The following is an 18,673-nucleotide window of genomic DNA, read 5'->3' as shown; positions in this document are numbered from 1 at the left end:
TTCTTATACTATCTATTAGTAAGAGAAAAATTTAAAAACTATCACTATACTAGTATACACTAATCTAGTACTAGGAGATATAGGTAGGTTTTGAATTAAAGGTATGACACCCAAAATATAGCTGAATAGAGACATTGTTAAACTTGATGTTTCATTGAGAGCGATATATAAGAGAAGAATAATGCATATCTGAATTAGCAGTGAAATAAAATTTCTAACTATAGTAACGTTATGGTAGATATAGATTAGAGCAAATAAAACGTTTTATTTTTACTCCTACCGTGCTATACTGAAAGGTAAGAAATAGAACGGAAACGCGAGGTAAATCCATGAACAGTATGACAGGCTTTGGTCGCGGCATAGTGACTACAGAAACAGGAAGTTTCCAAGTAGAGATTAAAACGGTAAACACAAGATATTGTGACATTACTATTAAAAGCCCTAAACAATTTAATATCTTTGAGGATAAAGTACGACGGTTAATCCAATCTGCCTTTCAACGTGGTAAGGTAGAGGTGGCTATTCTCTATAAAGAATCTGGTGAGCAAGAAAAAGACTTGCGGATGAATCGTGCTTTATGTGGACAGATTAAACAGTTTTTAGTAGATGAAGGATTCTATACAGATGTGAAAGAGGTCCCTTTATCGGCAATTATGTCCATTTCTTCAGATTGGATTACTGTAGAGGAACCACCTACTGACGAAGATGCCATAGGACGTGCCTTAGAAGAGGCTACAAAATTGGCCATAGACGGTGTTCTTGATATGCGTGCTAAAGAAGGCATTGCGATGAAAGAGGATATTACAAAACGACTTCAAGGAATTGAAACATTATTTGCTTACATGGAAAGTCGAAGAGACGTAGCCTTAGCGCACCATGAAGAGCGATTATTGCAAAGAATCCAAACTATGCTAGATAAAGTGGGCGTAGATTTTCAAGAAGAACGGTTTATGCAAGAAGTGGCTATACTTTCAGATAAGGTAGATATTTCAGAAGAGATTGCCCGATTTGCCTCACATGTGGTACAATTAAAGGAAATCCTTGAGGAAGAAGGGCCTATTGGACGCAAGTTAGATTTCTTGTTACAAGAAATGAACCGTGAGGTCAATACAATGGGATCTAAGGGGAATGAAATTACAATTGTAGATACAGTTGTACAGTTGAAAGTAGAGTTAGAAAAAGTAAGAGAGCAAATTCAGAATATAGAATAATGTGTAAGTAGTATTGGAGTTATCATGTCTGATAAAGGAATATTAATCGTCATTTCAGGACCATCTGGGGCAGGAAAAGGCACGATTTGTGCAGAACTCCGTAAACAAATGCCGAATTTGGTCTATTCTGTATCGATGACTACACGTCAACCACGAGTGGGTGAAGAAGAGGGCATTAGCTATTTCTTCCGAGATGTAGATACATTCGAAAAATTAATCAAAGAAGATGCATTCTTAGAATATGCAAAAGTGTACGATAATTACTATGGTACACCGAAAGAGCACGTCATGAACTTACTAGAAGAAGGTAAGAGTGTGATTTTGGAGATTGATATTCAAGGAGCTATGAAGGTAAAAGAATCCTACAGCGATGCTGTCTTTATCTACGTTGTGCCGCCATCCTTAGATGTGTTAACATCTCGTTTGCATGGTCGTGGTACGGATGATAAAGAAGTGATTCATAAACGTTTATCTTTAGCTTGTTCAGAATTAGCATTAGCACATCGTTATGACTACATAGTGGTGAATGATGATTTGGAAGATGCCATTGAACGAACAGCTTCTATCTTGCGAGCTGAAACATGTAAGATTAGTCGCAACAAAGAAAAGATTCAATACATTTATAAACGGTATAGCAATGAACAAGGACAGCAATAATATAGTAAGTAGATAAAGGAGACGTTCATTATGATGGTAGAACCGCATTTAAAAGATTTAGAAAAACAGGTGGACAGCAAATACACGTTGGTAACATTAGCAGCTAAGCGTGCTCGTGAACTGACAGATGGAGATCCATCCCTTGTAGGTGAAGTAGGAACAGAAAACCCTGTATCTATTGCTTTATATGAAATCGCTGCAGAACAAGTAGGTTTCGAACGCACTAAAGATGGTGTGAAATAAGTTTATATTATGATGATAAGATACCTAATGAATAGAGGAATCAAAGCTGTATTCATTAGGTATTTTTTTAACGTATACTACATTCCTAAAAGCTATAATAAAAGCACCTGAAAAGGTAGAAAATATAAGGTATTTAGGGTATAATTAAACTGTTCATGTAAATAATTATTGGAGGTTTATATGGCTAAAGATTGTTCATTTGATGTTGTATCCGAAGTGGATATGCAAGAAGTAGATAATGCAGTAAATCAAGCGAAGAAAGAAATCGGTACACGCTATGATTTTCGTAATAGCAAAGCAGATATAGAACATGATGGTGATACCATTAAAATTCATTGTGATGATGAATATAAATTAGGAGCCATTATTGATGTCCTAAAAGGTAAAATGGTAAAACGTAATGTAGCCATTAAAAATTTAGAGTATGGTAAAATCGAACCAGCATCTGGCGGCACTGTACGTCAAGTTGTGACTATTAAGAATGGTATCTCTAAAGAGGTGGCTAAAGATGTTGTCAAATTAATTAAAAATATGAAATTAAAAGTGACGGCTCAAATTATGGAAGACCAAGTACGTGTAGCAGGAAAAGATAAAGATCAATTGCAAGCAGTGATTACTATGCTTCGTGAACAAGATTTACCTGTGGAATTACAATTTGTGAATTTCCGATCTTAATTAAATAAAGGAGCATCACCCAATGGATGCTCCTATTTTATCATGTGAGGGACTATGAACGTAGAAGATATGCGTGGTGGATACACCACTGGTTCCTGTGCAACAGCAGGGGTAAAGGCTGGACTCCTTGCTCTCATTGAAGAAGAAATTGTAGATCAAGTTTCTATACGAAATCCTCAAGATGCATTCATTGATGTGCCTATTTCTAAGGTTGAGGTTCTCTCTCCTGCAGAAGTAATGGTGACAGTTGTAAAAGATGGTGGTGATGATCCAGATGTGACCCATGGTACAGATATTGTGACCACGGTAACATTAAATCAATCAGGAGCCATTACGTATGAAGCTGGGTTTGGAGTGGGTATAGTGACTAAGCCGGGCCTAGCCTTACCTGTAGGAGAACCTGCTATCAATCCAGGGCCTAGAACGATGATTTCCTATGTATTCGAAGAGCTCGTACCAAAGGGCATGGGCATTCATGTGAAAGTATCCGTACCAGCTGGGGAGACCTTAGCTAGAAAGACCTTGAATGGCACTCTTGGTATTGAAGGTGGTATTTCCATCATTGGTACAACAGGTATTGTAAAACCAATGAGTGAAGAAGGGTTCAAAAACTCTTTAGTACCGCAATTGCGTGTCATGAAAGAAGCAGGCTATACAACAGCTATCTTAGTGCCGGGGCGTATTGGTCAAGAAATCGCAAAAGAACAACTAGGAATTTCTATCAATCAAATGGCAGAAACAAGTAATTTTATTGGCTTCATGCTAGAACAATGTGTCAAAATTGGATTTAAAAATATCCTCATCATTGGTCACATTGGTAAAATTATCAAATTGGCTAGCGGCAGCTTTCATACCCATAATCGCATGAGTGATGGACGTATGGAAACGATTGTAGCTTATGCAGCCTTAGAAGGGGCATCTCGAGAAGTTTGTGAAGAATTGATGGACTGTCGCACAACAGAGGCTGCCATGCCAATTATTGAACGGGAACACTTAGAGGGCATTTATCAGCGTGTAGCGGATCGAGCGTCCTTGCGTTCTATGCGCTATATTGCGCAAGATGCAAAGGTTGGTATTATCATATCTACCCTAGATGGCACTATATTGGCCGTCGATGAGGTAGCGAAGGAAATAGGAGAAGAAGAATCATGGCACATACCTTGTATGTCGTAGGTATTGGCCCTGGGAACCCAGAGTATGTAGTACCTAGAGGATTACATCTAATCAAGCAGGCTAAAGTTCTGGTAGGAAGTGAGCGAGCATTAGAAGATTTTGCTCAGCCAGGTCAGGAAACCTTTCCTATTGCGAAACTAGCACCTATGGCAGAGTGGATGGGACAGCAACTACAATCCAATGACATTGTAGTCTTAGTCAGCGGTGATACAGGATATTATTCTTTATTGCCGTATTTAAAAACTAAGTTTCCTAACCATCCTATCGATGTAACACCAGGAATTAGCTCTATGACATTTGCCTTTGCTAGACTTGGAGAAGTATGGCACAATGCAGATTTAATGAGCTTTCACGGTCGTCGACCAGAGGAAACAGATTTGTATTATGCAGAAGGACGTAAGTTAGGTTTCTTAACGGATCCTGAACAAAATCCTGCCTATATTGCAAGATATTTAATCGAAGAGCATGGTTGGCCGAAGAATACAAAAGCGGCAGCCTGTGAACGATTGAGTTATGAAGATGAGCGTATTGAACGCGGTACATTAGAAGAATTACAAAAATTGGAGGGCTTTGGGCACTCCGTAATGGTGGTATTAGGATGAGACATTTTTTTGGAATTGAAGACGAGGAATTTATTCGTGGCGATGTGCCAATGACGAAAAAAGAAATTCGTATGGTAGTCATGAATGCAGCTCGTGTGGAAGAAGATAGCGTGGTTCTCGATGTGGGAGCTGGTACTGGTTCCATTTCGATTGAAGCTGCCATAGCTGCTCCGAAAGGACATGTATACGCTATCGAACGCTTTGAAAAAGCGACAGATTTAATTCGCCAAAATCAAGAAAAATTTGGTGTAAAAAACTTAACAATTATTGAAGCTAAAGCGCCAGAAGGTATGGAAGATTTACCAGAATTAGACGCTGTTATCATCGGTGGTAGCGCTGGTGGTATGGGGACGATTATGGACGAAGCCACACGGTTGTTAAAAGTGGGCGGTCGTCTTGTAGTAACCGCTGTGACTATGGAAACAGGATATACCATTTTAAAAGAACTAAAAGGTAGACCGTATACTTATGAAGGGTTTCAAATGCAAGTGAGCCGTTTCAGAAAAGCTGGTCCATACCATTTATTAAATCCATTGAGCCCTATTTTTATCGTAACTGCAGTGAAACAGGAGGCATAATATGGCACAAGTGCATATCGTGGGCGCAGGCCCTGGAGATCCGGAATTAATTACCCGTAAGGGATACCGATTGGTACAAGAAGCAGATGTAGTAATCTACGCTGGTTCCTTGGTGAACCCAGCAATTTTAGAAGCTTGTAAAGAAGGCTGTGAAATACATAATTCTGCGTCTATGAGCTTAGATGATGTATTAGCAGTCACAAAAGCTAGAGTGGCAGAAGGTAAAACGGTAGTGCGTTTACACACAGGTGACCCAGCTATCTATGGAGCGATCCAAGAGCAAATGGATGCTTTGAAAGAAATGGGGATCACTTATGATGTAACACCTGGGGTAAGCTCCTTCTTAGCAACAGCAGCAGCCTTGCAACAAGAGTACACACTGCCAAATGTAACCCAAACTGTGATCATCACTCGCATGGAAGGCAGAACGCCTATGCCAGAAAAAGAAAAATTATCTATGTTGGCTAGCCATGGCGCTACTATGTGCATTTTCTTGTCTGTACAAATGATTGATAAAGTGGCAGCAGAATTAATTGAAGGTGGATACGATAAAACGACACCAGTGGCTATCGTTGTGAAAGCATCTTGGCCAGACCAACGCATCATTCGTGGTACTTTAGAAACGATTGCTGATGTGGTGGCAGAAGAAGGCGTTATCCGCCAAGCTATGATTGTAGTAAGCCGTGTACTGGATACAGATTATGAATTATCTAAACTCTATGACAAAGGCTTTGCTCATATGTATCGAGATGCTAAGTAATGAAGATTGCTATCGTATCTGTTACAAAACGTGGGGCTAAGCTAGGCCAACAAGTACGCAGTGCCTATATACAGGAACATGTGGTGGACTGTTATGAAAAAGTAGAGCGTGAAAGTGGAGACACAGCCATATCCTTTTCTTCTTTGAAAATGCATATAGAACAGTTGTGGAAAGACTATGACCGCATCTTATTCGTTATGGCCACAGGCATTGTAGTGCGTATGATTGCACCTTTTATCAAGCATAAATCGGAAGATCCAGCTATTTTAGTGATGGATGAAGGTGGTCACTTTGTGATTAGCCTATTATCTGGACATTTAGGTGGCGCTAATGAATGGACTAGCGAGGTGGCAATGATTACGGGTGCAACTCCAGTGATTACGACAGCTACAGACGTGAATCAGTTGCCCGCACCAGATGTATTGGCTCGTAAGATAGGCGCCAAGGTAGAAGACTTCTCCATGCTTATCAAGGTGAATGCGGCTATCGTCAATGGAGAAACTGTCAAATATTATTTAGATAGTACTTTGGCAGATGACTTTGAAAGGGCTGTACAAGCACATCAAGTGGACTATGCTCTCTTCCATCCAGAGGAAGCATTCCCATGGGGGAATGAGCCAAAGGTTGTCATTACAGATAGAACCATTGATTGTATAGGTGTTACACTGGTGCTGCGACCACCGACTATGACGGTAGGCATCGGATGTCGCCGTGATACACCGAAAGAATTGATACTTTCAGCCGTAGCAGAATCATTGCAAAATGTAGGACGATCCCCATTAAGTGTCAAAGGAGCGGGCTCAGTCATCGTAAAAGCTGATGAAATAGGATTATTGGAAGCCGTGGAAGAACTTAAATGGCCTATCCAATTTTATACACAAGAAGAAATGGCCCCTTGTATTGAAGAGGCACAAATTATAGAATCAAATTTTGTTAAACAAACCATAGGAGTAGGAAACGTATGCGAAACGACAGCACTATTACTAGCGCAGGGGCAGGAGCTACTGCAACACAAAACAATATTTCCGAGAACAACCGTAGCCATTGCACGGGTACATTACAAGTCATCGGAATCGGACCTGGTAATCCAGAATTCATGACGCCAGAAGCACGCGAAGCGATTCTACAAGCTGACCGTGTAGTAGGTTACATTACCTATTTAGATTTAATTAAAGACCTTGTAGCAGACAAAGTAACTGTAGGTACAGGCATGATGCAAGAAGTAGATCGTTGCCAACAAGCAGTGGATTTAGCTGTAGAAGGTTATAAAGTGGTGGTAGTATCTAGCGGTGACCCTGGTGTATACGGTATGGCTGGACTTGTTATCGAATTGGCTAATAAAGTGGCAGAGGAAAAACGCCCTCCTGTACATATCGTACCAGGTTTAAGCGCTGTAAACATGGCAGCAGCTGTGTTAGGTGCTCCATTGATGCATGATTTTGCTGTTATTAGCTTGAGCGATTTGATGACACCATGGGACTTAATCAAAAAACGTGCAGCTCTATGTGCAGAAGGTGATATGGTTATCGCTTTATACAACCCACGCAGTAAAAAACGTGTGACACATTTAGATGAAGTACGTGAACTAGTATTGCAACATCGTGACCCTAAAACGCCAGTAGGCATTGTCCAAAAAGCAGGTCGTGTAGGTCAACATATTATTATTTCTGATTTAGAACATTTCCACAAAGAAGAAATCGATATGCAAACATTAGTTATCATTGGTAACAGCCAAACGTATGTGGAAAATGGTAAAATCATTACGCCGCGAGGATATAAACTGTGATTTGGGTTATAGCGGGTACGCTAGATGGCCGTAATTTGGCGGTAGCAGTACAAGAGCATACAGGATTACCTGTGTTGGTGTCTGTGGTGAGCCAATATGGGGCACAATTAGCATCTCATCCAGGCATTGAAGTTCATGAAGGACGCTTAAATTTAGAGGAGATGAAAGCTCTCATTCAAAATAAAGGCATAACGATGCTTATTGATGCGAGCCATCCCTATGCGGCGATTGTGACTGCCACAGCTCGCGAAGCCGCTGCAGATATGGAAATTCCTTTCATTCGATTTGAACGGAAAGAAGTGTCATTGCCAGAGTATGATAAATTACATCATGTGAGCAATGAAGAAGAGGCAGCTACTTTAGCAGGTGAATTAGGTAAGGTGGTATATCTTACAACAGGTAGTAAGACGATGCATGTCTTTGCCAAGTCCGAAGCTCTACAAGATAAGGAAGTATGGACCCGTGTATTACCGACGGCGGAAGTGCTGCAAATGATGGAAGATTTGGGAGTATCTCCTAAACATACCATTGCTATGCAAGGACCATTTTCTTATGACATGAATAAGGTCATGTTCCAAGATACAAAAGCAGAGGTAGTAGTCATGAAAAACTCTGGCCTTGTAGGAGGTTCGGACACTAAGTTACAAGCTGCTATCGATTTAGATGTTCATGTCATTGTTATCGATCGCCCAACACCGGCGAAAGGAGCAGTGACGATTTCAACAGTAGAAGAATTTAAAACCCTATGGGAGGATTACGATGGATTACATTAAAAACCCGAAAGCAATTGAAGATAAAAGTATGGAAATTATCTATCCATATGTTAAAGATATGGGATTTACTGAGGACGAAATTCGTGTGGTATCTCGTACCATTCATGCGTCTGGTGACGTAGAATATGCAAAATTATTCCGTACTAGTGAAGGTGCTGTAGCGGCTGGAATTGCAGCTGTTAACAATGGCGCTCATGTTTACACTGACGTGGAAATGGTGCGCACAGGTATTTCTAAACCAGCATTGAAACTTCATAACAGTGAAGCACATTGCTTAATTCGTGACGAAAAAGTGGCTGAAATGGCAAAAGAATTAGGCGTAACACGCTCTATTGCTGCGATGCGTACATTCGGTAAACAGTTAGAAGGCCAAATCGTGGCAATTGGTAATGCACCAACTGCTTTATACGAAGTATTGCGCCTTGCCTTAGAAGAAGGCATTCGTCCTGCTTTAATCATTGGGATTCCAGTAGGCTTCGTAGGTGCTGCAGAATCTAAAGATTATTTGGCAGAAGTATCTCCAGTTCCTTACATTACAATTCAAGGTAACAAAGGTGGTAGCTCCATTGCTGCATCCGTTGTTAACGCATTGTTCTACACAGATGTAAAACGTAACGACATGTTATTTGTAGAAGGAAAAGAAAAGAAATAATGAATAGAACGAGTAAAACACGCAATGCATGGCGTATGTTTCTCGTTCTAGTGTTTGGGGCAGCAGCGATTGCTGCCCTCATCTTGTCTTTAGTATTTGGGTCCGCCCAGACTACATTGGCTCAAATATGGCATACATTGTGGTCTCCCACTTTATCTGATACAAATTCACTAGTCATATGGAACATTCGCTTACCGAGAAATATAGTCGCGGCCCTAGTAGGCTCGAATCTAGCTGTAGCAGGTGCTATCTTACAAGCAGTTATGAAAAATCCATTAGCAGATCCGCAAATCGTAGGGGTTTCCTCAGGTGCAGGATTAGCTGGTGTCATAGTATTAATTTTATTTCCTTACCTAGAATATGCGGTGCCATTCATCGCCTTTATTGGCGCTTTGACAGCGGCCATACTTGTATATGCCTTGGCCTGGAAACAGGGTATACGTCCAAGTCGTATTATCTTGGCTGGCGTAGCCGTAGCAGCATTCTTAGGGTCCATGATATCTGCCCTTCTCGTATTCTATGGAGATCGAGTGCAAGGGGCTCTACTATGGATGGTTGGCGGTCTAGCCGCTCGTAGTTGGCCGCAAGTGTATGTCTTAATTCCGTATACCATAGGGGGCTTGTTATTTGCCTTCTTAGGGGCAAAACGATTGACCATACTCAGCTTAGGCGATGAAACAGCACGCAGTTTAGGCTTAGCCGTTGAAAAAACACGGTTTATGATGACAGCTGTGGCAGCATTATTAGCAGCCAGTGCCGTATCAGTAGCGGGTTTAATTGGTTTCGTAGGATTGATTATTCCACACATTGCGCGCATGATGTTGGGCACAGATTATCGCTTCTTATTGCCAGGATCTGCCTTCTTAGGAGCCTTTGTGCTTGTTATCAGCGACACAGTGGGACGTACATTATTTAGTCCTATCGAGATTCCAGTAGGCATCATTATGGCTTTCTTCGGCGCTCCATTCTTCTTGTATTTATTGAGGAGGGATGACTAATGAAACCAGTAATTTCTGTGAAAGATTGTCGTGTCTCCTTCGGTGAAAAAGAAGTCTTAAAGAGCATTGATTGGACGGTCTATGAAGGGGAAATCGCTACCTTAATCGGTCCTAATGGTTGTGGTAAAAGTACATTATTACATGCCATTACTAGTGCAATTAAAAGTACCGGAACCATCCAAATTGCAGGGAAAGAGGCAAAGGGCTATTCTAATAAAGAATTAGCTAGATATATGGCATTCTTACCACAAGTACCATCTATCCCGAAAGATATGTTAGTAGAAGAACTTGTCAACTGTGGTCGATTCCCTTACCAATCTTGGTGGAAGCAACAAGAGTCTCATGATAAAGAAGTGGTAGATGCTGCCTTAGAGGCCACACAAGTGAGTCATTTGCGGAATCAGCTAGTATCTTCCTTATCCGGTGGGGAACGGCAACGTGTATGGATTGCCATGGCATTAGCTCAAGAACCAAAAGTGTTAATCTTGGATGAGCCTACTACGTATTTAGATATTAACCACCAATTGGAGATTATGGAGTTATTACAGGACTTAAATCGCCGTGAAGGGTTAACAGTTGTCATGGTTCTTCATGAATTGAACCAAGCTGCACAATATTCCCATCGGGTCGGTGTACTCTATCAAGGACAGATCTTAGCCGATGGCTCACCAAAAGATGTGATGACAGAAGAATTACTAGAGAAAGTATTTGCTGTTAGAACCGATGTAGAAGTAGGGGAGTTTCCTTATATACGGATACAGGGGTTGCTTTAAAGTTAGAGAAATCTGATTATGGTTTATGAAAATTATTAAGAGAAAAAATCTAACATGAGCATTTAATTCAGTTGTACGAAAATATCGTACAACTGATATAGCTAATACTAATTTTCCCAACTTTTAAAGAATCAAAAAGATAGTAAAAATGACTACACAGGAGTAAACACACTCTCGTGTAGTCATTTTATGTTATACAGAGTTCCTTTTGAAGGGGTCCTCAAAAAATGTTATTGTATCATCTAAAATTGTACTTTCACACCATAGATAATATTGACTAATTCAGCCATAGCTTCTGGTGTTTCTAGTCCTGGATTCAATAAGAACCATTGGGATGGTAAGAAAATAACTTTGTCGTTTTTCACAGCTTGTAATTGATTCCAAGCTGGGTTGCTAGTCATTTCTTTGGCAAAGGTTGCATTGATTTCATCCTTCTTACCCATGGTAACGACAAGGATTATGTCCGGGTTATCTACTGTTAATGTTTCTAAGGAATAAGGCACTGTTTTAGAAGTTACATTATCTTTTAAATGCTGTTCTACTACATTAGTAATGCCTAATTCATGAACCATAGATGCCGTGATTGCTAAAGGAGTTTCTGCTGTTACCGATTTACCGGTAGCACGTAAAACAGCGACTTTGACAGGTTTATCTTTTGGAATCGAGGCTTTCACTGTATCGATTTTTTTATTGTAATCTTCGATGACAGATTTGGCCTTGTCTTCTGTATGGAAAATATTGCCCAATAATGTTAATAATGGAATATTATCATTGATTCCATCATAGTTAATCAAAATAGATGGAATGTTATTGCTATCTAGTTGCCCTTTGAATTTTTCATGCTGGCTAGGTAATCCTAATACTAAATCGGGATGTAGACCCACTAATTGTTCCATATTAGGACTGGCTGTATGGCCTATGCTTGGTAATGATTCAATTTCACTAGGTAATTTTTCGTTACTTTCAACACGAGCGATGGCTTTGCCACCTACAGCATAGATCATTTTAGAAATAGAGTTAGATAGGGATACCACCTTGGATGGGTTAGCAGGAATTGTGTAGGACTGATCTTGGTAAGAGACAGTGCGAGTTGTTTCTGTTGTAGTAGGACCTGTTTTTGCACATCCACCTAGTAACAAAGAAGTGGAGAGTAAGACAGCGCTACAAATTTTTAAATATATTTTCATTGTTTATTTCTTTCAAATAAGGGGATACGAATCGTATCCCCTATTGTTATTGCTACTATAGTGTTGTTATGCGATTATTTTACTAATGCATCATATGCTTCGGAAGCACGTTCAGCAAAGATATCACGGATTAGTTGGTTTTCACCAGCACCATGGATGTAAGTATCTACAGTGAAGCCTTCTTTCATAAGGATGCTTTTGTGTGAATCAGGTTCGTCACCAGCCATGTCGTTGTTTGCATGGTCACCAGCCACCATCATTAATGGCATTAATGTAACGTGTTTGATACCTTTTTCTTTCAATTGAGGGATTACTGTTTCAAGGTTTGGCCATCCTTCAACTGTGTAAAGGTATGTATTTTGGAATCCCATGGAATCGATACGATCTTGGATTACTGCATAGTACGCATTAGATGGATCTGGAGTACCATGAGCCATGATCAATACAGCAGAATCTTTTGTTTGGATCATAGGGAATTGGGAAGAGTATGCTTTTAATGCTTGTTCAATATCATCGCGTTGTTCTTCTTGGCCCATCCAGTACATTAAAGGTAAACCTAATGTCATTTTTTTGAAATCTTGTTTATGATGGTTGAATACAGCACCAGCATAGTTATATTCCATGCCTGGAATCATATTTAATGTTGTTAAAGCAACACGAGTGTATCCATCAGCTTTTAATTGGTCTAATGCTTCTTCTGGAGTAGGGTATGTAATACCTTCATGGGCTTTAATGCGATCAATAATAATATGGGATGTAAAAGCAGTTACAACTTTAACATTTGGATGTTGTGCTTTGATTTCATTGATAGTAGCATCAATTGTTTTTGCACGAGTATCTTTGAAAGTAGTGCCAAAGGACATAACTACGATAGCATCTTTATTCATTGCGTTTTTCATCATTGGATTTTCATATGTGCGAACACCAATGGAAGCAGCTTCTTGTAATGCTGGAGTTGCATCTTTTACTTCAGAGTTTAACATGTACGCCGCATCAGTAGATTGAGAAACGCCGAAAGCTGCAGTTACTGCTAATGCCGCAATCATAGCGCTTTTAGAAAAGAATTTCATAATAATTCTCCTTACCTAAAACTAGAATATACCCAAAAGCATGAATCTTTATTTCCCTATTCATACTCATTTATTATTATATTCCTAGCTGTGATAAGTGTCAATGAAATATAAACATATAATCATGAAAGTTAGATATAATTAAAGTATATTATCATGAACTCATCGTCTAAAATATAAATATAATTTTACAATTCGTGAATCAAATGGAGCATTTGAAATCCATATGGAGTAGATGTGATATTTGATTAGGTCTATAATACAAATGATTAATATTATCAAATTTATTTGTATTTATAGGAAGATGGTGGAATGCTATGCATTATTCTAAGCCGTATCAGAAGCGTTTACTTACTGGTGCAGTCATGAGTTGGATGGCTTGTTCTTGGTATCTACTTGGTGGATTAGCACCTGTACAGGCAGAAGGATCTGTGTTTGTTACAGCAGACCGTGCACAAGAAGAAGCAAAATATAACTCTCAACAAGTGCAAATCATTACTAAAAAAGATATTGAACAAAAACAGGCTAAATCTGTGGAAGATATTGTATTTACACAAGCTGGTGTGAGTCGTACAGTGGACAGCATGGGTCGTGTCGGTGTATCGATTCGTGGTGCTGAACCTCGTCATACATTAATTCTTGTAGATGGGCAGCCAGTGATGGGTGAATTTGCAAAATACCAAGGTCAAGGTGATGAATTACAACGACTAGGTACAGAAAATGTAGAACGTATAGAAATTATCCAAGGCGCTGCGAGTGCAAAATATGGATCCGATGCTATTGGTGGTGTTATCAATGTAATTACGAATAAACCAAATAAAAATGCGAATATCCGTATCAATGGTGAAAGCATTCGTTCCCGTGGCGATCAAGGTTTGTTCCCATATAGTAACTTCTTTATGCGTGCTGACTCTGGTCAACAAGGTAAATTACGTGTCAATATTCATGGTAGTAAACGTGATATCGTTCCTGTATATGCTGCGAGGGAAAGAAAAGAAGTTCCATTTGGAAATGCTACTGTCAATGAACAGTTTCCTAAAAACTCCCTAAGATATTATGGGACAAATTCCAATTTAGGATTGTCTGCGATTTATGATGTGAATCAAAATAATTCGTTTACCTTTACAACAGACCGTTATAACGAAGATTTAGAACGTTTTGTAAAACGTACAAATTCTGAAGATGAACCACAAGTTCATTACAAACGTGATTTAGATAGAAATAAAAGTAACCTTTCCTATGCAGGACAAGATGAAAAAAGCAATTGGAAGGTTGAATTAAACTATACTCGTACGAAAGAAGATGATGTAACCTTAACAAGTGAGTATGGTCGCAGTAATTATGAAGGTAAAAACACATTGAACTATGTGGACAATGTGGACCATAAGCAGTGGAGCTTTAATATCACTGGAGACACACAGGCAAATGATAATCACTTACTTTCTTATGGTTTTGGATATACTACTGAAAGTGGTGAAGGTAGCCGACTAAAAAGTGCACCTCATACATGGGTACGTAATATTGACCCGTGGGACTATGATAAGAGTTTAGCTGTAAAACACGGAAAACCAGATAGTACAATCTATCGTCATTCTTTCAAAGAAAATGGAGAAGGCGTATTACGGTGGGATAAAGAAAAAGAGTGGTATGGTTATGATGGTTCAGATAAAACAAGTGTACCAGAGTTCACCTACGAAGACTTTAAAAACTATCTAGATCCAGAAGCAGGATTAGATCCAGCCGCATTCCATGGACTTGTGTATAACTCTGGATATACGCCAAACAATATGGAATCCCGTAACCCAGAAGCATTGAAACGATTCAAGGCATTTAATGATAAATTAAATGAAATTCCATACAATAAAGAACTGATTGCTAAGTATGGCCCAGGTCATCAAGGTACAGAAACCATTGATGGGGTCAAACCACCTGTAATTAATAAAGATTATTTAGCTTTATTCTATTACATGGAAGATCCGTCCTTCAAAATTGTACGACCTCAATTTAATGGCGGTCATTTCAAAGATGAATACAATAAACGCATTAACCAACAAACCATGGGTAGTGCAAGATTACGGAAACAGCACTTCTTCTTGCAAGACACATGGCAAATCAACAAAGATACTTTGTTACAACCAATTGTACGTTTAGATCATAGTGATTTATTTGGATCTCATATGACGTTCAATATGGGTGTTACTCACAATGTCAATGGGAATGCACATCGTCGATTGAAAGCAAATGTCGGCACTAGTTATACAGAGCCAGGTATGGGTGAATTATACTATAACTGGGAAATGTTTGGACCTACGGTAACGAATGTGGCTCCATTGTCTGGTGGACGTGCTCGCTTAGGTTGGTATTGGATTGGCAACCCTACATTAAAACCTGAAACGTCAAAAAATATAGATATTTCCTTTGAAGGAGAAAATAAAAATACCTATATGAAATTGACGGCTTTCCGTAATCAAATTCGCAACTATATGACCATTGCTAATACTGGACATTTAATGGATTTCTATCCATATCTCGATGAAAGCACTTATTTCGGGGCTACAAAATATGCGCATGCACCAGATATGCTTTATACATTCCGCAATATCGGAAAAGCTCGTGTCAATGGTGTTGAACTAGAAGTGAAACAACGGTTGAATGACCATGCGAAATTGAAAGTAGGTTATACATATTTAGATGCAGTGAACAAAACAAATCCAGATATGCCGAAACGATTGTTGGATAAACCAATGCATAAATTGGATTTAGGATTGGAGTTAGAAGATAAAGTAAGTGGCTGGAGTGGCAACATTTGGACTGATTACTATTATGGTATGTTAGATAGTAACTCTGTTGCTGGTGGTGGTAACTACATTACATCACAAGTGGACCCTGCTAATAATGATAAGTCTATTATCACATACGAGTTCAATACGAAAAAAACAGCTGATATGTACAAGAAGAAAACCTATGGCATTTGGAATATGATTGTACAGAAAAAAATCGATAAAGATTCCCTTGTGTACTTTGGTATGAACAATCTATTTAATCATCGTGATGACGACCGTGCCTTACAAGGACGTCAGTTCCGATTCGGTATGAACTTAAAATTTGGTTCCGATGGATCTAGTAGTTCCAAATATACTGATACTAAGACTGTAGCAGTGAATAATGGTACAACTCCAATGACGGAACATTCTGTATCGAAAGCTCAAGGATCTCTAACATCATCTGTATTAGAGTCTCAATTTGATCAACATCGAGAAAAAGGTGCTACCGTAGTGGGAGATATTCGCTTTGGTGGAGATAGTCATTTAGGTAGCGATCGCCCAGCGAACCGTGTGACAGCAGTCAGCTCAATTAGCGATGGTGCATTGAAAAACTTACAAGATAAAAATGAACATGGCTTCCATAGTCGTTTACGATTAGGTGTTGATGCTCGTGTAGGAGATCATACGAATGTAAAAGTAGTAGCTACAGCACAAGGTCAAGAGGGGGTGGATGCATCCCATGTGACAACAGGATCTAAAGGACTTTCTCATAGCCGTTTAGAAACAATAGATGTCACAAACCATCATGCTAAATGGGATTTCAGTGTCGGTCGATTGACTGAGAAATTTGGTATGACCGGATACTGGTTTAATAAGGAGTTTGATGGATTACGTACTGTTTGGACTAGTGATAAAGACCAATTACGTATTGGTTACGGTGATTTCCGTCATAGTACAGGTATTGAAGATTCTGCATATACCCATGCAATCTTCACTAAATTTAAACGACCTCCGACTGTTGATGAATTCATAGGAACAACCTTTGATTACACGGGTCTTTCTGAAGAAGAGAAAAAATTAGTAGGTGGTGCAAAAGTTGAAAAAGTTGTGAAAGATGCACCAAATACTATCAACTTCTATCAACAGCTGAAAGCTTTACAAGGGGATTATAAATCACTAAGTGAGAAAAAAGAAACATTTGCTAGTGAAATTGCTACCTTAAAAGATTATATGGACAATGACTACATTGCTGATACGCCTGAAAAGAAAGCGCAATACAAAAAAGATATTGATGCAAAAACAAAAGAACTTGAAGAAGTTACTACTAAATTAGATGCCAATATTGATGCTCAATATGGTGTTGTTGCTCACATGCAAGAGCTTGCTGTAAAAGCCTATGGACATGATAAAGGCTTTAAAAAATATAATGTAGCTAAAAAAGCAGAAGAAGAAATTACGATTCCAATTAAGATGCCAGAAATAACTTATAGACTAACTGGTAAAGAAAAAAGCTATAAGTATGATGATGATGGAGAACTAGTATATGGACCTGATGATCAACCTGTAGTGGATGGGCCAGATAAGGAAAGTTCCTTTACTAAAGCAATCAGTCCGAGTGGTGCAAACCTAGATAACCCTATCTTTAAATTAAAATTAACTGATATGAAAGTTCTGGGAAATAATAAAAAAGAGTTTTTAAAAGAATGGTTTAAAGCGAATAAAGAAGCAATCCTAAAAGGTTATCAAGAACAAGCAGAAGCTATTGCTAAAAACTCATTTAATGCAGGGGTAGTAAAAGTTGAGGCAGAGAGTAGCTTGTTAGATAACATAGGCGATAAACTTTATGAAATGAATTATCTTGCTATCGGTACTCCTGGTGAATCTTCTATTGCTAAAACATATGAATCAGGTATGTATCCATATCTTGTAGCGCAATATTTCAATGAAATCGTAAGTGCCTTAGAAGCCACAGATGGACATAGTAAATTACCACGAGAAGCTTTCATTCCATATACTGGCGCTATCATTCCAGCAGAAGGTATCGTATTACAACGTGATGTCATTCCACCGATTAAACGAGCGGCCTATGTACAGTTACGCCATATGGTAGGTCAACAATTAGGTTTGACTGCTTGGTACTTACGCTCTATGGGTAATGATACAAATACAGTACAATTTGCTAGTGGCTTAGGTACATCAAGTACCACTTTCAAAGGTGTGGCTAATGTAGTCGGTATTGGAGCAAAATATAGTACAGGTAATGCATCCGTATCCTTTGATTACGGTCAAAATAGAACTGATTTTGGACGGTATATGAATGGACGCACTGTGTATAACTATGTTCCAGGTAGTATTAACTTTACACCAACTGGTCGTTCAATGGGAGGAAATCCAAGCTTCTGGGTAGTACGTTTTGATATTGGTCAATCCGACTATAAACGTGCAGGTAGTTGGAATGGTTTCATCGATTACAAACGATTTGATCATGGTTCCTTCTTTGGCGGCAATGGTAGTGGTTCTGTACCAGATCGTTACTTAGATGGTATTAGTAGCTTTACTGTTGGAGGCGGCTATGTTCCACGTAAAGACTTGTTATTAGAAGCATTCTACACATTTGATGCAAAAGCGACTGGACAACGTGATACATTATATGGTGGAGAAAACTTTAAATTAGGAAATTATACAAGAATTCAAGGAACGTATAAATTCTAAGTATCTCATACATTTGTATGAATCTATACAATAGTATAAGAAACTATTTTTAATGCCT

The 18,673-nt window shown here is 39.1% G+C and carries 17 protein-coding genes; 15 read left to right on the top strand and 2 right to left on the bottom strand.

The window, feature by feature from the left end; genetic code table 11:
- Window positions 1-329: 329 nt before the first annotated feature.
- From EO119_RS01040 to EO119_RS00975, 14 genes are all read left to right on the top strand, one after another.
- On the top strand, window positions 330-1,211 hold the full coding sequence (locus EO119_RS01040) for a YicC/YloC family endoribonuclease (RefSeq protein WP_126940366.1): 882 nt from the start codon (window positions 330-332) through the stop codon (window positions 1,209-1,211).
- Window positions 1,212-1,235: 24 nt separating this feature from the next.
- Window positions 1,236-1,868: a guanylate kinase gene (gmk, locus tag EO119_RS01035; protein WP_009354106.1), complete on the top strand. Its 633-nt coding sequence runs from the start codon at window positions 1,236-1,238 to the stop codon at window positions 1,866-1,868.
- A gap of 30 nt (window positions 1,869-1,898) precedes the next feature.
- Window positions 1,899-2,111 (top strand): DNA-directed RNA polymerase subunit omega, encoded by a 213-nt coding sequence (rpoZ, locus tag EO119_RS01030; protein ID WP_009354099.1) that lies wholly within the window; start codon window positions 1,899-1,901, stop codon window positions 2,109-2,111.
- A gap of 180 nt (window positions 2,112-2,291) precedes the next feature.
- Window positions 2,292-2,786, top strand: a complete 495-nt coding sequence (locus EO119_RS01025) for a YajQ family cyclic di-GMP-binding protein (RefSeq protein WP_062402554.1) — start codon at window positions 2,292-2,294, stop codon at window positions 2,784-2,786.
- 54 nt (window positions 2,787-2,840) lie between these two features.
- A complete protein-coding gene (cbiD, locus tag EO119_RS01020; RefSeq protein ID WP_126940365.1) occupies window positions 2,841-3,959 on the top strand; it encodes a cobalt-precorrin-5B (C(1))-methyltransferase CbiD in 1,119 nt (372 codons plus the stop codon).
- On the top strand, window positions 3,935-4,561 hold the full coding sequence (gene cbiE, locus EO119_RS01015; protein ID WP_126940364.1) for a precorrin-6y C5,15-methyltransferase (decarboxylating) subunit CbiE: 627 nt from the start codon (window positions 3,935-3,937) through the stop codon (window positions 4,559-4,561). Before cbiD ends, cbiE begins: the two co-directional genes overlap by 25 nt.
- A complete protein-coding gene (cbiT, locus tag EO119_RS01010) occupies window positions 4,558-5,139 on the top strand; it encodes a precorrin-6Y C5,15-methyltransferase (decarboxylating) subunit CbiT (protein ID WP_062402561.1) in 582 nt (193 codons plus the stop codon). Before cbiE ends, cbiT begins: the two co-directional genes overlap by 4 nt.
- Window position 5,140: 1 nt before the next feature.
- Window positions 5,141-5,899, top strand: coding sequence for a precorrin-4 C(11)-methyltransferase (cobM, locus tag EO119_RS01005; protein WP_062402564.1), 759 nt, complete (start codon window positions 5,141-5,143; stop codon window positions 5,897-5,899).
- Window positions 5,899-6,999, top strand: a complete 1,101-nt coding sequence (locus EO119_RS01000) for a cobalt-precorrin 5A hydrolase (protein WP_240632790.1) — start codon at window positions 5,899-5,901, stop codon at window positions 6,997-6,999. Before cobM ends, EO119_RS01000 begins: the two co-directional genes overlap by 1 nt.
- Window positions 6,996-7,685: a precorrin-3B C(17)-methyltransferase gene (cobJ, locus tag EO119_RS00995; protein ID WP_240629359.1), complete on the top strand. Its 690-nt coding sequence runs from the start codon at window positions 6,996-6,998 to the stop codon at window positions 7,683-7,685. Before EO119_RS01000 ends, cobJ begins: the two co-directional genes overlap by 4 nt.
- A complete protein-coding gene (gene cobK / locus EO119_RS00990) occupies window positions 7,682-8,458 on the top strand; it encodes a precorrin-6A reductase (protein ID WP_126940362.1) in 777 nt (258 codons plus the stop codon). The genes cobJ and cobK overlap by 4 nt, the downstream gene beginning before the upstream one ends.
- Window positions 8,445-9,110, top strand: a complete 666-nt coding sequence (locus EO119_RS00985; RefSeq protein WP_062402575.1) for a precorrin-8X methylmutase — start codon at window positions 8,445-8,447, stop codon at window positions 9,108-9,110. The genes cobK and EO119_RS00985 overlap by 14 nt, the downstream gene beginning before the upstream one ends.
- 35 nt (window positions 9,111-9,145) lie before the next feature.
- Window positions 9,146-10,108, top strand: coding sequence for a FecCD family ABC transporter permease (locus EO119_RS00980; RefSeq protein ID WP_370447265.1), 963 nt, complete (start codon window positions 9,146-9,148; stop codon window positions 10,106-10,108).
- Window positions 10,108-10,881 carry an ABC transporter ATP-binding protein gene (locus EO119_RS00975; RefSeq protein ID WP_126940360.1) on the top strand — a complete coding sequence of 258 codons (774 nt, stop codon included), beginning with the start codon at window positions 10,108-10,110 and terminating at the stop codon, window positions 10,879-10,881. The genes EO119_RS00980 and EO119_RS00975 overlap by 1 nt, the downstream gene beginning before the upstream one ends.
- Window positions 10,882-11,123: 242 nt before the next feature.
- Here EO119_RS00975 and EO119_RS00970 read toward each other — a convergent pair whose 3' ends face one another.
- Together EO119_RS00970 and EO119_RS00965 are read right to left on the bottom strand one after the other, a co-directional pair.
- On the bottom strand, window positions 11,124-12,068 hold the full coding sequence (locus EO119_RS00970) for an ABC transporter substrate-binding protein (RefSeq protein WP_126940359.1): 945 nt from the start codon (window positions 12,066-12,068) through the stop codon (window positions 11,124-11,126).
- A gap of 74 nt (window positions 12,069-12,142) precedes the next feature.
- A complete protein-coding gene (locus EO119_RS00965; protein ID WP_370466826.1) occupies window positions 12,143-13,114 on the bottom strand; it encodes a sirohydrochlorin cobaltochelatase in 972 nt (323 codons plus the stop codon).
- A 398-nt stretch (window positions 13,115-13,512) separates the two neighbouring features.
- Between EO119_RS00965 and EO119_RS00960 the strand changes: the two genes are divergently transcribed.
- Window positions 13,513-18,615: a TonB-dependent receptor domain-containing protein gene (locus EO119_RS00960; RefSeq protein ID WP_126940368.1), complete on the top strand. Its 5,103-nt coding sequence runs from the start codon at window positions 13,513-13,515 to the stop codon at window positions 18,613-18,615.
- Window positions 18,616-18,673 lie beyond the last annotated feature (58 nt).

This window comes from Veillonella sp. CNR 79/14 (assembly GCF_003992185.1).
Lineage (GTDB): Bacteria > Bacillota > Negativicutes > Veillonellales > Veillonellaceae > F0422.
The sequence above is the reverse complement of the archived record's forward strand: the minus strand, read 5'-3'. Positions and strand labels throughout refer to the sequence as shown.

Coding starts and splice junctions, on each gene's coding strand:
- cbiT (WP_062402561.1), top strand. CDS start 4,558: ATGAGACATTTTTTTGGAATTGAAGACGAGGAATTTATTCGTGGCGAT.
- EO119_RS00975 (WP_126940360.1), top strand. CDS start 10,108: ATGAAACCAGTAATTTCTGTGAAAGATTGTCGTGTCTCCTTCGGTGAA.
- EO119_RS00965 (WP_370466826.1), bottom strand. CDS start 13,114: ATGATTGCGGCATTAGCAGTAACTGCAGCTTTCGGCGTTTCTCAATCT.
- gmk (WP_009354106.1), top strand. CDS start 1,236: ATGTCTGATAAAGGAATATTAATCGTCATTTCAGGACCATCTGGGGCA.
- EO119_RS01025 (WP_062402554.1), top strand. CDS start 2,292: ATGGCTAAAGATTGTTCATTTGATGTTGTATCCGAAGTGGATATGCAA.
- cobJ (WP_240629359.1), top strand. CDS start 6,996: ATGACGCCAGAAGCACGCGAAGCGATTCTACAAGCTGACCGTGTAGTA.
- EO119_RS00985 (WP_062402575.1), top strand. CDS start 8,445: ATGGATTACATTAAAAACCCGAAAGCAATTGAAGATAAAAGTATGGAA.
- cobM (WP_062402564.1), top strand. CDS start 5,141: ATGGCACAAGTGCATATCGTGGGCGCAGGCCCTGGAGATCCGGAATTA.
- rpoZ (WP_009354099.1), top strand. CDS start 1,899: ATGATGGTAGAACCGCATTTAAAAGATTTAGAAAAACAGGTGGACAGC.
- cbiE (WP_126940364.1), top strand. CDS start 3,935: ATGGCACATACCTTGTATGTCGTAGGTATTGGCCCTGGGAACCCAGAG.
- EO119_RS00970 (WP_126940359.1), bottom strand. CDS start 12,068: ATGAAAATATATTTAAAAATTTGTAGCGCTGTCTTACTCTCCACTTCT.
- EO119_RS00980 (WP_370447265.1), top strand. CDS start 9,146: ATGTTTCTCGTTCTAGTGTTTGGGGCAGCAGCGATTGCTGCCCTCATC.
- EO119_RS00960 (WP_126940368.1), top strand. CDS start 13,513: ATGGCTTGTTCTTGGTATCTACTTGGTGGATTAGCACCTGTACAGGCA.
- cbiD (WP_126940365.1), top strand. CDS start 2,841: ATGAACGTAGAAGATATGCGTGGTGGATACACCACTGGTTCCTGTGCA.
- EO119_RS01040 (WP_126940366.1), top strand. CDS start 330: ATGAACAGTATGACAGGCTTTGGTCGCGGCATAGTGACTACAGAAACA.
- EO119_RS01000 (WP_240632790.1), top strand. CDS start 5,899: ATGAAGATTGCTATCGTATCTGTTACAAAACGTGGGGCTAAGCTAGGC.